The organism is Thermococcus litoralis DSM 5473, assembly GCF_000246985.2.
GTDB classification, from domain to species: Archaea; Methanobacteriota_B; Thermococci; order Thermococcales; family Thermococcaceae; genus Thermococcus_A; species Thermococcus_A litoralis.
Map to the genome: position 1 here is coordinate 631892 of NC_022084.1, position 15832 is coordinate 647723.

Sequence of the window (15832 nt, forward strand, 5' to 3'; positions counted from 1 at the left end):
TTTAGAATAGGGGTTAAAAAGTTTTGCAAGCCCCAGGAATCTCATAAAAATTTAAGAAAAGAATCACTCGCTTTCTCCTTTGAGCTTCATTATCTTTATTCTGCCAAGGGTCTCCCAGTATTCGACGTTAATACCCTCTCTGATCTTATCCTTGATTTCATCATCAACGCCCGTTGCTATCGGGACATCAAAGATTTCGTATGTCTCCATGTCCATGAGCTGGACTGTGTCTGGTGTGAGGGCTATTATCTGACCCGTTCTCTTGTCGATAATTGGGACATCAACTTCAGCGCTTGTTGGCTTCACAATGCTCCTAACCTTGCCGTCAAATATTCCAACGGCCTCAATTCTTGCCTTTGCTGAACCGTGCTTTCCTGGGGATGAAACCGTAATGTTGACTATTCTGCACGGCTCGTCATCAATAAGGATGTATCTTCCGGGTTTGAGCTTACTAACCTGAACTCTGGTTTTGTCTCCCATTTTCCTTACCTCCCGCAAACGTTCTTGATGTGGTTTATTTTAAGCATTTAAAAAATTTTTGAAGAAGATTCTACCAAAGTAAACTTCCCTCATAGTTTATCAAAACCTCATTGACAACACTCCATGCCATTAAAGGCTCCTTGTAAATGCTAATCCTTTCTCCCTTTACTTCACTCAAAAAGTCCCCATGGGGGAATCCGCCAACGATAACAGCTGGCGAAGCGTAATTAACCAATTTTTCTCCGAATTCCTTTGGAGTTAATAAATTCCCATTCTCGTGCATTATGAAAATCCCATCTGGGCCTATCTCCTCAAGGAGTTCTGAAAGCGTTCCCTTCCTCATTTTCAGAAGTTCAAGATCTCTGGGAACGGCTTTGTTTTTGAATAAGCTTTCCATCAGCCCCACAAAGCGATTGTAGTTTCGAGGAAGCCTGGTCTCGGGTTTAATATAAATAACTTCGTCATTTCTTGTGTGCACATAAACCCTAAGCTTTCCTTCTTTGTTTAATATGCTCTCAAGGGCGTTTATAAGGCACAGGTGGATTATATCTGGCCTTCCCCTCCTCTCTCCATCCTCCAGCAGTTTAAGGGCTGAATGATGATAGGTGGAATCAAGAAGCACTTCATCTGGCTTCTTTCCCCTCTTCCTTGCATAGTTGACAACCGAAGGGTGGTCTCTTATCTTCTCCGGCACAAGCTCAAGTTCACTATCGGCTATTACTAAATGGAGCATCTTCCACTACCTCCACATGGATGTCTTTCTCCCTTATCTCCTTCATTATTTTTGAATACGTGTCAGCCCTCATCCCTAAAATCTCTGGAGGAATTACTCCATATGCGCACTCTCCATTCATAACGATCCTAGAAACTATAGCGGCCGTGAATCCCGTCACCCTTGCCATAGAAGTAAAACCATCCTTTGCTTCATCATATAAGAAGTACCTGATTTCCCTCTCTTTTTCATTCTTAAAGCCCCTGCCATAAACTTCCATTATCGAAAAGTCCTCGCTCTCGTAATTCATTAGTGGAGCAATGACCTTAAGCGTAAATTCAACGTTTTCTTCCTCAAAAAATCCCAGTTCTTTCAGAACTTTCATTTTCTCCAGATGCCCCGGCCACCTAAGGGTTCTCTCCTCGAGGTGATTTGCGTTTATTGTTTCAATAAGGGTTCTCAGTCCATCACTTACAAATTCTTCAAATTCGAAGTCTTTGAGCCTTACTTTCCAAATTTTTTCCAGCGGATCCACTTCTCTAACTTCGCCATCCTTCACAATCCTTGCCTTCCTTGTGTATTCTTCGATTAGATCATAAGGTGACCAGGTGATTTTGTAGTAAAGGGGTGGCTTTGGGATCTTCGGAAGCCCACCTACTCGAATTATTCCCTCTTCAAGAGGGCTCATTTCTTGATAAATTCTTCCTAAGAAGATATTGCTAAGCCCTGGGGCAAAACCCGCATCAACGATAGCCGTTATATTTGCTTTTACAGCCTCTTCCCTAAGCGCTAACGGATTTTCTGGCATAAAAGAAACATCCACAATATCCACTCCAGCTTCTATAGCCGCTTTTAGAGTTCTAAATCCAAACCTTCCGGGAAGGGCTCCCACAACAAGATCAAAGCCCTTCATTTTCTCTACTAAAGAACTAAAATCAGAGGCATCTACTTTTATCGGGTTCGCATAATTCTTCACATCTTCCAATCGATTTAAGTCTCTATCTCCTGCCCACACTTCAAAATCCTTACTAAGATCATAAGCTATAGCCCTTCCAACATTGCCAGCCCCAAGTACTAAGATTCTCATACACTCCACCTCCTTAGAAGTAGAACCAAAGGTATATAAAATGTTGTTCTGGAATTATTGTGATGAGGTTAAACTTACCCAGCTTTTTAAGAAGAAGAGGGCTTCCAAAAGAATTACTGGAGAGTAAAGAGGCCAAGATAATGCATATAAGCGACACTCCGGACAATATATATCCTTTCATCCTAAACCTAATAGAAAAAAGCAGACCGGAGTATATTATTCATACCGGAGACCTTGTGGACAACATAAAACTTGAAAGAAAGCCCGAATTAAAGGAAAGGTATGCAGAAAGGGTAAAAGAGCTATTAGATATACTTGAGAATTCCGGAGCTGAGGTATACATTGTTCCGGGAAATGAGGATAGTGAGGAAGTACTCAAAAAACTCGTCAGAAAAGCCCGAATAGTAAAGCCCGGGGAGGTCGTTAAGGTAGATGAAGTAAAGCTTGCCTTAGCACATGATCCCAGTCAGCTAAATCCTCCCAAAGATGTTGATTTCATTCTCTACGGACATAACTTCAGGAATATCAAGCATGGATTGAATGGCCTTTTAAATGTGAACTTCATCCTTTTGGGGAGTAAGAAAGTTGTTAGGGTCAAATATCCCGATGGGACAAATTTTGAACGGGGATATAAGTTAATGAGGGGATTGTGATGAGATTAATGCGTTTTGGTCCTTCAATGCTCTTTTTGAGGACATCAGATGTTGAAGGTGGCGAAAGTTTCCTAAAAAATCTTTTTGGAGTAGAAGAACTCTCAGTTGACGAGGCATGGAATCAAAGTGGAGAACTTGATACAATAATCTTTGTAACCCCTGCAGAAGAATGGAAGACAGTATTAAATCTAAAAAGGGGAGCTTTTTTGGTCAAAATGCGGAGTGACAGCGTTTTAAAGGAACTTCTAAATGCAAAAGCCCCTTTTGACAGAGCAAACCTTGGGCCCCAGATAATTCTTCTGAGAGTGCCAAAAGAAGCTGAAAAAACTTCCGAGATAATTCCCAAAAGGTATGGAGGGATAGAAACAAGCTTCGCCAGGGGTATTAACGAGGGCGAAGAGAGAGACACCCTTCTCTTGGTGACGGACAAGAAATTAAGCGAGCCTTTGAGCATAAGAGATATAAAAGAAGCGTTTTTGATCAGAAAAAATTTCATAGAAGTCTACAGAACCTTAAGAACTGACTTGCCAATTATACTCTTTAAACTGCTCCCGGAGGGTTGGAAAGAGATCACTATAAGAATCTATGACACCGAAAAGAGATACGAAGAGAACATAGAAAGGGTACTTCTAGTTCTTGAAGATCTCGATCTCGGCTATGTCGTAAGTGAAGGGTGGGACTGGGATTACCCAAGACCGTTCATGAGGATTAAGGTTTACAAAATAAAGCTAATAACGTGGGAAGACCCCCTTAGAATAAAGTTCCTTCTCAAAGGATTAGAGTACAGAGACTATCAGAGATTTGCAGATATAGATGTATTTGTCGAGGAAAAGAAAATTCCATGGGTAGAAGTGTCCAAGGAGTATGCATCTAAATTTGAACTCGCAAAGGCAGCAAGAGAAGAGCTCGAAAGCCTGTTAAGCGATGATACAAAGAAAAGACTGCACGAGATTGAAGATAGACTCTTAGAAGGGAAAAAACCCAATGAATGATTTTAGCGTTTCTTCCTTATTTTTGCAACGAAAAATCCACTTGTGTTATGCCTATCTGGATAGAACCTTCTCGCCTTGCTGAGCTCCTCACTAAGCTCTATCCCAAAGGGTGCCGTTAAGGCAGGTTCGCCATGTCTAAGAGGGAGAAGCTCAATGTCAAAGTTGTCCAGAGCCCACTGAATAACAAATTCATTCTCTTCCGGCTCTAAAGAACAGGTGGAATAAACCAAAATGCCCCCTTCCTTGAGATTCTCCAAAGCAACTCTTACCATTTGCATTTGGAGATTCTGACAGAATTTTACATCTTCTAGCGTTCTGTTCGCCTTTCTCTCTGGATTTTTGTGAATTGTTCCTGAACCCGTGCAGGGAGCATCAAGGAGAATTTTATCAAACTTAATTCCCAATTCTCCCATATAAAGGGAGCTTTTGTGGAAGAGAATCGTGTTTGTAACTCCAAGCCGAGAGAGATTTAGCCTTGTTTCCTTGAGCCTCTCCTCTCCAACATCGAATGCATATATAATTCCTTCATTTTTCATGAGCTGGGCGAGGTAGGAGGTTTTACCACCCGGAGCAGCTGCCATATCCGCAACAACTTCTCCCGGTTTTGGGTCTAAGGCTATTGGAGGATACATAGAAGACGCCTCTTGGATGTACAGCAGACCGCCAAGATATTCCGGAGTAGACGTTATGGAAAAAGGCTCCCTTGTTAGGCAGAAGCCTTCTTTTGCCCAGGGAACACGCTTAAATTGAAAACCCTTCTTGTTCAGCATTTTGGTAAGTCTCGGAATCTCAATACGAAGGGTGTTGACTCTAAAACACCTCGGCAAGGGTTTTTCCATGGCTTCAGCTATTTTTAAAGCCCTCTCACCCCATAATTCAAAATATCTCTCCGCAAACTCCTTTGAATATCCAAGGCTGAAAAGTCTCTCTATCATAGAGAAAAATTTAGAAGAGGGATTTATTAGATTTTTCCCTACCGCTCAAAGGGGTTTTCTTTTATGCTTTCGTTAACAAACCGCACTATGTGCCTTACATCCTGCTCTATTGTCTCTATCTCCGGCTTCATGAAAACATAGAGTACATTTGTCTTTGGAGTCAGTGAAATGTGCTTAACGTTTTCGACTTTTGAAAATCCTTGGAGAAATTCCTTCAGCATTTCAACGTCTCGTCTCTTTTCAAAAAGAGCTTCATACTGCTTTCCATTTACCTCTACTATTTCCCTCTGCAAAAGTTCTTCATCCTCAATCTTCGGCTTAAAGCGATAATAGCCTTTTTGTATTAGATGAGCCTCACGCCTGATTGCTGCATAGGGCTTTACCACAAAGTATATCTTGTCATGTCTGTTTATCAGCTTTGAGATAGGGAAATATAAAATGCTCTGCCTTGGTAAAAGGGTTAATGTGTATTCAAACTTGTCAATATTGCCTTCATTTACTTTATAAAACGCCCTGAATCCAACGTATCCACCTATCCACACGTAGTCCTTGTCCTTGGGCTTTACAACTCTCTCTATAGTTCTTAGGTAGTAGTCCATTATAGTCAAATTGAGCTTCCTTCCCTTGTAAAACTGCAAAGTGGCGATGGCACCCAATGCCATTATCAAAAGCAACAATTCCGGTGTAACCTTCATGATTAAACCTCCTCTATTGGGTAATACCTTTGAAACGTCATGTCATCGATTATCTCAAAGTTTACTTTTCCCTCTAAAACCTTTACTATATCCTTAACTATCCTTGCATGAACTGCCCAATTAACCGCCATCTCAAACGGATGCCTAGGCGTTCTTCTCGCTAATCCAAGGAAGATTATTATTTTGTTGTCTTCTTTCCTTATCAGACTCACAATTCCCAGACTAACTATATCCTCCCCGCTTATAGGTTCCTTCACCTTCCTGAGCTCCTCATAAATTTCATCAATCTCCAACTATTAACCCTCCAACTTTCTCAAGCCAGTTTAACCCTCTCGGCTCTTCTTCAAACATGGGCACTGTAACGATATCTATTCCCCTAAACTTTTCCCTATCTCTCCAAGCACTTTTCTTTGAGCCTCCATCTTCACCCTTATCCTTGGAACTTCCTCCTCAAGCTCAATGACTTTGTTGACAACTATTAGATTAAAGGGAATTTTGAACTTTCTTAAAGCCTCGTAAGCCCTCTCCGTCTCATACAACGGTAGCATTTCGGGATTCATCACCGCTATAACACTGGTCTTTTTTGGATTTGTAACAACATTTCGAACAAAACTTATCTCAGCTTTATATTGCTTAAGCTCCTTCATCACGGGATCTTCTTCCTCCCTACTTGGAAGCCTATATTCTTCACCTTCAATCACGAACTTCCTCTCTCCCTGTATGTTCTCAATTGCCCTCCTCTTTTCTAAAATCTTTTTTCTTATCTCTATGAGCTTCTCTGTCCAGATGAGAGCAATTTCAGGAAGGGCCAGTACCCTTAAAGTTAATCCAGTTGGAGGTGTATCAAACACTATGACATCCCATTCGTCTCCTTTTTGCAGTATCTCTCTGATAGCCTCAAGGGTAGCGTATTCTTCTATACCCGGAGAAAAGCTGAGCACCTCAAAATACTTCTCAAGGTTTATGACGGTAAGATACCTATACATATGCTTTAAATTCTCCTCAAGATGTTTTAAATAGGCTTTAATGAGCTTTTCCATGTCGAGTTCCATTGCATAAAGGTTCTCAGCTATTTCCTTCGGCTTGTCGTTTAGCTTTACCTCAAACACATCCCCCAAGTTGTGGGCCGGGTCTATTGAGACTATCAGAGTTTTGTATCCTTTTTTTTGCGAGGGCAAGCGATACTGCAGCTGAGCTCGTTGTTTTTCCAACTCCTCCCTTTCCAATGAAGAATAATACCCTGAATCCTTCTTTTGGAACCAAATAGTCTCTCATCGTTATCACCTCACGTTATTTCAAACATCGCAGCGATTTCACCAAATATATCATCCATTTCTCCCGCTCTTCTCTGCATTACGTAGATTTCTCTCACCATATGGGGCATTAACCTCATGACAAGTGTCGTCGGCGGGGAAGGGATGCCTACAAACGATCCCATGAGCACAAGTGCAAACACATTTTCAAGCTCCCTTTCCTCAAACTCAAGATATTCCGTAGAGCGTGCCTTAAATGCACTAAAAAATCCCCTAAAAAATGCCTTTAGATTTTCAAACATTTAACCACCCCGTTTTCATTGTTAATGGATTAAGGGATTTCTCCTGCATAACATACATCTCCCTGATCATGTGAGGAAGAATCTTATAGCTAAGGTCCACAGGAGGGTTTGGAAGCCCAATATAGCTCCCCAGAATGAGAAGGGCAAAAATATTCTCAAGTTCTTCTTCCTCCCACTGGAGCCCTCTAAGATAATAAAGCCTGAATCCCTTGTTAAATTCCCATAAAACCCGAATAGGCATAGAGATCCAGTAAAGGGCTCTTTTTAAGAAAGTTTTCATCAAATCACCTCAACAAAATTAAAATAATGTTAAAAAAGGAAAAAACTTTCACGCTGGAGCCGCCTCGTATTCTTCGGCTGGTCTCTTCCAGGCAAGGTAGAAGTCATACGCTAGGAGGAAGTTAAGCACTAGACCTACTAGAAGTGAACCCTTCACAGCTATTAAGGTGCTTCCTTTGAGTGGAACTACTATTATGTACCATATAAGACCTGCCGTAACTGTTATCCATAGGAAGAGTGCTGGGATTAAGACAGCATAACTCCATGCTCCCGCTTTTTGTATCTTGTACGCCCATAAGGCCGCTGTCAACATTGCAATTGAAGCCAACAGCTGGTTCATACCGGCAAATGCTGGCCAGAGAACTTGGTAACTAGCACCCCATGCCATCCAAGTTCCAAGTACCGCGATTACTATCGAGGCGACCCACTTGTTTGTGATGGTCTTCCATATTCCTTGGCTTGTATCGGTTACCATTCCAAAGACTTCTTGCCATGCAAACCTTCCAAGCCTTGTAGCGGTGTCGAGAGAGGTCAATGTGAACGCTGAAACCCAAAGAGTTGCAAAGGTCTTTCCTAAGGTAACATCCATTCCATAGAAGTCGGCAAGTCCCTGAGCGTAGCCTCCGATGAAAGTCCCAAGTCCGCCTTTGGTGATGTATTGGGTTCCCCATTCTACTGCATTTGCGCTTAGTCCGGTGAGCTTAACACCGTAAACAGCTATAGCCGTAATGACTATTGTTGAAAGGAATCCCTCAGTGAACATTCCACCGTAGCCAACGAGCAATCCATGAATTTCCTTGTCAAGCTGCTTTGATGAGGTTCCAGAACCAACTATGGAGTGGAAACCGCTCAAAGCACCACATGCAATGACCAATGGAACCGTAGGCCAGAACGGTGATGGCTGTCCACCAACAACGTTCGCTGAGAACATTGAAAATCCTGGGGCTTCAAATGGCTTTGCAAGGGCTATGAATGCTATACCTCCAATTAGGAGTCCGAACCAGAGTATATAAGCGTTTAAGTAGTCTCTGGGCTGGAGGAGCACCCATACCGGCAGTGAAGATGCCACAATGATGTAAATCATCAATATAATGTTCCAGTAGTGGTATGCTTGAGTGTAAGCAGCACTTGTTGCGTCTGTCTGTCCTGGGACGAGAAGTAATGGGTTCTTAAAGCCAATCCATACTGCAACAACAAGGAGTATTAAGCCTATAACCGTCGCAACATAGAAGTTTACGTTCATCTTGTACATCATCCATCCTAGAATGATCGCCACTAGGAGGAACAACAGTGTTGCCGTTGCAGCTTCTGGAGTTAAGACCAGCAGTCTTGCCGTAACAGCTACAAACGCTGCAACCACTAATAGCAATGTGAACCATATGTAAACCTCAAATGCAACTCCAGTTCTTTTGCTCATTATCTTTCCAGCAATCCACTGTATTGACTTGCCATCGTATCTCACTGAAGCCATCAAAGCCAAGTAATCGTGCACTGCTCCAATGAAGACGTTTCCAAACCATACCCAAAGCAACGATGGTATCCATCCCCATGCCATTGCCAACGCTGGACCTGTTATAGGCCCTGCTCCAGCAATACTTGCGAAGTGGTGCCCATAAAGAACTACTGGGTGTGCTGGGACGTAGTCGACACCGTCATAGAGCTTGTGTGCTGGTGTTGGCCTGTTTGGGTCTGCTTTGACAACTTTGCTTTGTAGGCTCTTTCCATAAGTAAAATACATGGCCACATATACAATTGCGGCTGCCAGTATAATGACCGCCGAGTTCATTTAAAGCCACCCCCAATGAAAGTCCACTTATGACTTTGTAGTCATGTAATATATATGCCTTTCGGAAATCTGGGCACGTTTATGAACAAATTTTGATAAGTGTACCAAAAATTAGCAAAAACACTCAAATTCCCCACTGTTTAAAGTAAAAACTAAAAAATGGGGAGTAATTTAAGTGAGTTCTATTAGTGGTTGTCCTGTGTCGACGGTGTCTCCTTCCTTGACNAGNATTCTCTTGACNACTCCATCCTTTGGTGAGGGAATCTCATTCTCCATCTTCATAGCCTCNAAAATNAGCAACCCCTGACCAACCCTAACCTGATCACCCTCCCTAACCAAAACCCTAAGAACCTTACCTGGCATAGGCGCAGAAACCACATTCTCACCAACCGCCGGAGCCGAAGCCGAAGGAACCGGAGCAGAAGCTGCTGCTGGAGCTGGAGCTGAAGGAGCCTGAGCAAGAGCGGGAGCTTCAGAAGGGGCATAAGTCGAAATAAACAGCCCCTCAAGCTTTACCCCTTCAACTCCAACTTCATATTCTCTTCCGCCAACATAGACCTTTATCACTTTACCCTTGGGCTTCTCTTCTACTGGCTTGAGCTTCCCTTGCTTTCTAAGTTCAAAGAACTCCAAAGCTACCTGTGGGAAGAGGCAGTAAGTCACCACATCTTCTTCCTTCTCGAGATAACCCTTTTCCTCAAGTTCTTTTCTCGCTTTCTCAAGCATCGGTTCAAGCAAATCGGCAGGTCTAACAGTTATCGGTTCTTCATCTCCAAGGATAAGCTTCTTAATTTCCTCTTTTATTGGAGCAGGGGGTCTGCCGTAGAGACCTTTTACGTAGTTCTTTGTTTCCTCGGTTATCATCTTATACCTTCCAAACAGAACGTTGAACACTGCCTGAGTGCCAACTATCTGAGAAGTTGGCGTTACTAAAGGCGGATAACCTAGCTCCTCCCTAACTCTCGGCACTTCCTCTAGAACTTCATCAAGCTTATCGAGAGCTTTCATTTCTCTGAGCTGGGAGATAAGGTTTGAATACATACCGCCGGGAATTTGGTGAATTAGAACGTTTGGATCTCCATGGAGAGCCCTCTTGTTCATTAGGTGCTCATATTTTTCTTCAAGAATTCTCCGCAGATACTTGGAGATTTCAAAAATCAGCTTCATATCAACTTTAGGCTTGTCTTCGCTTTTTAAAGAGTAATAGATGCTCTGAATTGCAGGTTGAGCTGTGCCATTCGCTAAAGGATAAATTGCCGTGTCTATGAAATCTGCTCCAGCCTCAACCGCTTTTAAGTAGGTTGCCGAAGCCAGACCGCTTGTTGCGTGAGTGTGAACATTGACCTTTATCCCATAGCGCTCTTTGATCTCCTTTACGAGCTCATAAGCGGTTTGCGGATCCAGAAGAGCAGCCATATCCTTGATTGTGATGTAATCGACATCAAGTTCAATCAGCTCATCAACTTTCTGGAGGTAATACTCTAAAGTGAATATCCTCCCGATAGTGTAGCTTATTGCCCCTTGAACCTCCGCCCCCACTTCCTTGGCCTTTTTGATTGCGGTTTTCATATTCCTAACGTCATTTAAGGCATCAAAGACCCTAAAGATGTCAATTCCATTTTTGTAAGCAAGTTCAACGAATTTTTCCACTACATCATCTGGGTAGTGCTTGTAGCCAACAACGTTTTGTCCTCTAAGCAGCATTTGAAGTTTTGTTCTCTTTATGTGCTCCCTTAAAAGCTTTAATCTCTTCCAAGGGTCTTCTCTTAGGAACCTTAGAGCTGCATCAAAAGTTGCCCCGCCCCATACTTCCATAGAGTAAAAGCCGACTTTGTCCATTTTTTCAGCTATTGGAAGCATGTCCCTTGTTGATAATCTTGTAGCAATAAGTGACTGATGGGCATCCCTAAAGGTAGTGTCGATTATCTCAACCATTACCACTCACCCTTAACTAAACATTTCAAGAAAACAGTTTAAAAAGTTAGCTGGCTCAACTACTCGAGGATTGAAGAGCTCCAGCAGAGAAAAATAAAATGTCACAAAAGACCCTCAGCCTTTGCGGCCTCTTCTGGATCTTCATTTCTGTGGGTTACCCTCAAAAGTGCTCTAATCATCGGCTCCGGATTTTCTCTCTGGAATATATTTCTTCCAACAACTGCTCCGCTTCCTCCGGCTTCAATAACTTCCCAGACGAGCTTTAAGAAATCTAGGGGATTATCCGTCTTTGCTCCCCCACTTAAGAGAACCGGAACGCCTGAAGCGGCGTCAACAACTTTGGCAAATGTTTCCCTTGACCCAGTCCAGTAAGTTTTAATCATATCCGCTCCCATCTCTGCAGCAGCCCTTGCCCCATACATAACAACTCTATAGTCCTCTTTCTTGCCGTATTTTTCATTAATGTATGGCCCCCTAGGATAGGCAAACTGCACAACGGGGTAACCTAAATCGTGAGCGTAGCTTGCTATTTCTGCAAACTGTCTCATCATTGCTCCCTCATATGGACTTCCCCAGTAAACTGTGGCTGCCACAGCGTCTGCACCAAGTTTAATCGCATCTTCAACAAACCCGAGCTGATCTTGCATAAGCCACTCTTCCTTTGGTCTGAGCTCTGTTTTGCTGGTAAGCTTTATCATTAAACCAACATCCTTACCAACAAGCTCTTCTCCAGATATTCTCGCTATTCCTGGGAGCATCATTACTCCATCTATCCCAGCTCTGATAACTTTTCGAATTATGATTTTTGGATTGATGTGTTCCCAGTTTTCTTCAAAATCAGTTGGCCCATGTTCAAATCCATGATCCATTGCAAAAATCAAAGCCCTCCCATCCCTTCTAAAAAACCTCCTAAGTCTCCTCCTAATCCCAATGTTGTTGTATGCTTCCATACTATTCACCTCTGGTGATACATAGGGAAGAGGAAATTTAAACCTATCGTTAACTAAATAATCCCACATGTCAAAATATATTATGGTGAAACAAATGCTCGGCCTTAACACCAAGGACATTGGAAAGAAAGTGATATACTTTCAGGAAATAGATTCAACCAACGAATATGCTAAGAGAATAGCCCTTGATGAAGAGGAAGGAACCATAATAGTGGCTGATACTCAAAAAAGTGGCTATGGTAGGAAGTTTAGGATGTGGGCATCTCCCAGGGGCGGGCTGTGGATGAGTGTAATATTAAAACCAAAAACTACCCCTGATCATATAGTTAAAATAGTTTTTCTTGGAGCAATAGCCGTTGTTGAAACCCTAGAAAGATTTGGAATAGATGCTAGAATAAAATGGCCCAATGATGTCCTTGTAAATGAAAAAAAGATATGCGGTATCTTAGCAGAGGGGAGCTTCTCAGAGAAGGAGGTTTACTACATAGTACTAGGCGTTGGGCTAAACGTCAATAACCCAATTCCGGAAGAACTCTTAAGCACCTCAACATCAATAAGCAATGTTCTAGGAGTGCAAATTCCAATAGAAGAGATATTCAGAACAATTACAGAGCGGTTGGAGTACTGGTACAAAGAGTTTCTACGCGGGAATGACGAGAAAATACTGCAAAAGTGGAGGGAAAAAGCTCTCCTAAACAGAGGTGTCAAGGTAATAAGAGAAGAGGGCGAGATTAGGGGGAAAGCTTTAGACATTGATGATCTTGGCGCGTTAATCTTGGAGCTCGAAGATGGAAGAAAAGAAAAAATTCTCTATGGGGATGTCTCACTAAGGTTCGAATAACCTTCATATTTTTTATTTTTTGGAAAAAGTTATATACTACAAAGCACAAAATTCCCCCGCTATAGGCTACCAACATAACACCAATGTTCGGAGGTGAGCCAATGGGGCTCTTAAAAAGCTATCTTGAATACCCAATTTTGAGGAAGATATTTATCGGACTGATTTTAGGTGCAGTGTACGGGTTGTTAGTAGGAGCCATCGGACACCCAGGAGCAGCAACTGCAATAAAACCTCTCGGAGATCTCTTTGTTAGGCTCTTAAAGATGTTAGTGATGCCAATAATTCTAGCCTCACTGGTCGTCGGTGCCGCAAGCATAAGTCCAGCAAGACTTGGAAGAGTGGGTGTAAAGATAGTGGTCTACTACTTGGTGACATCAGCCTTTGCAGTGTTCATAGGACTCATAATGGCCAACCTCTTCAAGCCTGGCCTTGGACTACAACTCGGAGCAGGAGAAGGAAAGGCAATACAGGCACAGGCACCCTCTCTTGTGCAGACCCTCCTAAACATCGTGCCCACTAATCCGTTTGCATCCCTTGCAAGTGGTGCAGTCCTACCAACGATATTCTTCGCCATTGTCTTGGGGATAGCCCTTAGCTATCTCATGAACAGCGAAAATGAGAGGATCAAAAATTCAGCAACAACACTCTACAATGCATTTGATGGATTAGCGGAAGCGATGTACAAGATCGTTAGAGGGGTCATGCAGTACGCCCCAATAGGTGTATTCGCCTTAATAGCCTACATCATGGCAACCCAAGGAGTAAAAGTCGTTGGACCTTTGGCAAAAGTTACAGTAGCAGTATACTAGGCTTGACAATTCAGATAGTGGTTGTCTACGGGCTTCTCCTTAAGATATTTGGCTTAGACTTAGTCAAGTTCCTCAGCAAGGCTAAGGACGCTATGGTAACAGCATTCGTCACAAGAAGCTCAAGCGGTACCTTACCGGTAACAATGCGTGTTGCAGATGAGAACATGGGCGTGCCGAGGAGCATTTATTCATTTACCCTCCCACTAGGTGCTACGATTAACATGGACGGAACTGCTCTATACCAAGGTGTTTGTGCGATGTTCATTGCTTACGCAATTGGACAGCCCTTACCATTTAGCCAGCAGTTAGTGATAGTAATCACGGCAGTTCTGGCTTCAATTGGAACCGCTGGTGTGCCTGGAGCTGGAGCAATAATGCTCGCAATGGTCTTGGAGAGCGTCGGACTACACCTAGAGCCAGGAACTCCCGTTGCCTTGGCTTACGCAATGATACTCGGAATTGATGCTATCCTCGACATGGGCAGAACAATGGTTAACGTTACCGGTGACCTAGCAGGAACAACAATAGTCGCAAAAACTGAGGGAGAACTTGACGAGAGTAAGTGGTGATTTCCTCTTCTTCTTTTTCAATTTGTGAGGGATAGAGTTAAATACCCTACCACCATTTGGTTTTTAGAAAAAGAAATTGGGGGATAAAAATGAAAAAGTTAGGAAGTTTTTTAATAATTCTCCTTCTAGGCCTTTCTTTTGTCCAAGCAGAGGCTGTGAATTACTATAAAGAAGAATTTACGCTCAAAGTTAAGGTGCTTCAAAACGGAGATGCTCAAATAACTGTGATGACTTCTATCCTAGGGCCTAAGGACAAGATACAAGAAGAGATCGCAAGTATACTGAACCAAACAAACATGAGTGAAGAAGAAGCAATAGCAAAGTTCGAAAAAGAGCAGCTGGACAACTACATTGCCAGTTTAGCAAATGCAGGAATAAGGACTAAAAACCAAACGTTCAAACTGGTCAGCATTAAGGAAGATAACTTCACGGTAGTTTTTACAGCGTATGCAGAAAAGTTTGCTAAGTACTATTCATATGACGACTACTGGGAAATAGTAGTGGATCCAACTAGAGGATATGGAACAATGCCAGTTCCAGACACTGGACTGCCTCAAAAAATAGAACTCCATAACTTATTTATTATAGAGCTTCCTGAAGGAGCAGAGCTGGTTGAATACCCTCAACCATACACAAAAGAATTCGGACAGAGCAAATTCTATGTAAGGTCAAAAGTTGAAGGAAACAAAATCATCGTAAGCTCCGATATTTACTTGGAAGAAAACCTATCTCCAGACGGATTCAGGGCGCTCTTTGGGGACTACAATGCATTTTATATTCATTACACATCCCCTTACAAAGGGGAGGAAACATATCAACCTGTAAAAACCGAGCAGTACATAAAAGCAGAGATTTCAAAGGATGGAACTACTAACCTCCTTGTAAGGGAAACATACCTTGAGCCAAAGGAGCAAATAGAACTCATGAAGCTTCAAATAAACCTTATAGGAGCCGAGAATGTTACCAACATGATCCTCCAAAACTACCTCCAAGGAATGGCAGCTCAAGGAATAACCGTGGAGGATGCAAATGCAAGCATATTGGGCTTGGACAAAGAAGGCCCCTTGACAATAGAAGCCAACTATGTCTTGAAGAACTTCACTAAGCTGGTAAACGGAACCTACGAATATTCCTTTGATCCAACACTTCTGAATCCCTCACAGCTGGGCTACAGAGCCCAAAACGAGATAAACCAGAGCCTAATGATTGAATTTATTCTTCCACCAGAGGCGGAAATTGTTGAAGTTCCAGAGAATATAAGCAAGGAAGTCAAGGGGAACAGATACACTCTCTTAACAAAAATAGAAGGGAACAAAATTTTGATAACAGCAAATGTATTCGTCAGATACGGTGCCCCCTTTGAGGACATGCAGTCCCTTTTAGGGAACGTTACAAGAGCTTACATCAGATATAGGCTGCCATCAGAAGAAAACAAAATTAACTTAACAACCCCTCAGATAGCAGGAATAGCAGGAGCGGCAGTTTTAATAGGCATTGCCCTCTTCATGTTAAAGAAGAGGTAGCATTAGGTTTTTAATTTCTCTTTGATATTCT

Annotated in this window: 15 protein-coding genes and 2 pseudogenes; 5 read left to right on the plus strand and 12 right to left on the minus strand. The window is 42.5% G+C overall.

From position 1 onward, the window contains the following. Positions 1–63 precede the first annotated feature (63 nt). From OCC_RS03540 to OCC_RS03550, 3 genes are all read right to left on the minus strand, one after another. On the minus strand, positions 64–480 hold the full coding sequence (locus tag OCC_RS03540; RefSeq protein WP_004069845.1) for a translation initiation factor IF-5A: 417 nt from the start codon (positions 478–480) through the stop codon (positions 64–66). A gap of 70 nt (positions 481–550) precedes the next feature. After that, the gene (locus tag OCC_RS03545) at positions 551–1213 is read right to left on the minus strand and encodes a 16S rRNA methyltransferase (RefSeq protein WP_004069842.1); all 663 of its coding nucleotides are present in this window, start codon (positions 1211–1213) and stop codon (positions 551–553) included. Further along, positions 1188–2321: a saccharopine dehydrogenase family protein gene (locus OCC_RS03550; RefSeq protein ID WP_274517773.1), complete on the minus strand. Its 1134-nt coding sequence runs from the start codon at positions 2319–2321 to the stop codon at positions 1188–1190. The genes OCC_RS03545 and OCC_RS03550 overlap by 26 nt, the downstream gene beginning before the upstream one ends. 20 nt (positions 2322–2341) lie before the next feature. On the opposite strand from OCC_RS03550, the gene OCC_RS03555 reads away from it, so the two are divergent. Then, the gene (locus tag OCC_RS03555) at positions 2342–2932 is read left to right on the plus strand and encodes a metallophosphoesterase family protein (protein ID WP_004069839.1); all 591 of its coding nucleotides are present in this window, start codon (positions 2342–2344) and stop codon (positions 2930–2932) included. Further along, entirely contained in the window at positions 2932–3924 is a 993-nt protein-coding gene (locus OCC_RS03560) for a hypothetical protein (protein ID WP_004069837.1), read from the plus strand. Before OCC_RS03555 ends, OCC_RS03560 begins: the two co-directional genes overlap by 1 nt. Before the next feature lie 2 nt (positions 3925–3926). Here OCC_RS03560 and OCC_RS03565 read toward each other — a convergent pair whose 3' ends face one another. The 9 genes and pseudogenes from OCC_RS03565 to fba all read right to left on the minus strand — a co-directional run bounded on the left by OCC_RS03565 (position 3927) and on the right by fba (position 12059). After that, positions 3927–4859, minus strand: coding sequence for an NOL1/NOP2/sun family putative RNA methylase (locus tag OCC_RS03565; protein WP_004069835.1), 933 nt, complete (start codon positions 4857–4859; stop codon positions 3927–3929). Positions 4860–4897: 38 nt separating this feature from the next. Beyond that, on the minus strand, positions 4898–5554 hold the full coding sequence (locus OCC_RS03570) for a hypothetical protein (RefSeq protein ID WP_004069833.1): 657 nt from the start codon (positions 5552–5554) through the stop codon (positions 4898–4900). A gap of 2 nt (positions 5555–5556) precedes the next feature. Next, positions 5557–5847 carry an iron-sulfur cluster assembly protein gene (locus OCC_RS03575; RefSeq protein ID WP_004069832.1) on the minus strand — a complete coding sequence of 97 codons (291 nt, stop codon included), beginning with the start codon at positions 5845–5847 and terminating at the stop codon, positions 5557–5559. Continuing rightward, positions 5837–6829 (minus strand): annotated as a pseudogene (locus tag OCC_RS03580) (ArsA family ATPase). Before OCC_RS03580 ends, OCC_RS03575 begins: the two are co-directional and overlap by 11 nt. A gap of 10 nt (positions 6830–6839) precedes the next feature. Then, complete coding sequence (locus OCC_RS03585; protein WP_004069831.1) at positions 6840–7109, minus strand: hypothetical protein; 270 nt, start codon at positions 7107–7109, stop codon at positions 6840–6842. Next, positions 7102–7389 (minus strand): hypothetical protein, encoded by a 288-nt coding sequence (locus tag OCC_RS03590; RefSeq protein WP_004069829.1) that lies wholly within the window; start codon positions 7387–7389, stop codon positions 7102–7104. The genes OCC_RS03585 and OCC_RS03590 overlap by 8 nt, the downstream gene beginning before the upstream one ends. A 48-nt stretch (positions 7390–7437) precedes the next feature. Further along, positions 7438–9174, minus strand: coding sequence for a carbon starvation CstA family protein (locus OCC_RS03595; protein ID WP_004069827.1), 1737 nt, complete (start codon positions 9172–9174; stop codon positions 7438–7440). A gap of 171 nt (positions 9175–9345) precedes the next feature. Further along, entirely contained in the window at positions 9346–11109 is a 1764-nt protein-coding gene (locus OCC_RS03600) for a pyruvate/oxaloacetate carboxyltransferase (protein ID WP_020953637.1), read from the minus strand. 101 nt (positions 11110–11210) lie between these two features. Further along, entirely contained in the window at positions 11211–12059 is an 849-nt protein-coding gene (fba, locus tag OCC_RS03605; protein ID WP_004069824.1) for a class I fructose-bisphosphate aldolase, read from the minus strand. Positions 12060–12153: 94 nt separating this feature from the next. Between fba and OCC_RS03610 the strand changes: the two genes are divergently transcribed. The 3 genes and pseudogenes from OCC_RS03610 (at position 12154) to OCC_RS03620 (ending at position 15801) form a co-directional block, all read left to right on the plus strand. Then, complete coding sequence (locus OCC_RS03610) at positions 12154–12900, plus strand: biotin--[acetyl-CoA-carboxylase] ligase (protein ID WP_004069822.1); 747 nt, start codon at positions 12154–12156, stop codon at positions 12898–12900. Positions 12901–13001: 101 nt separating this feature from the next. Beyond that, a pseudogene (locus OCC_RS03615) lies at positions 13002–14278 on the plus strand (dicarboxylate/amino acid:cation symporter). A gap of 89 nt (positions 14279–14367) precedes the next feature. Continuing rightward, positions 14368–15801, plus strand: coding sequence for a hypothetical protein (locus tag OCC_RS03620; RefSeq protein ID WP_004069820.1), 1434 nt, complete (start codon positions 14368–14370; stop codon positions 15799–15801). Positions 15802–15832 lie beyond the last annotated feature (31 nt).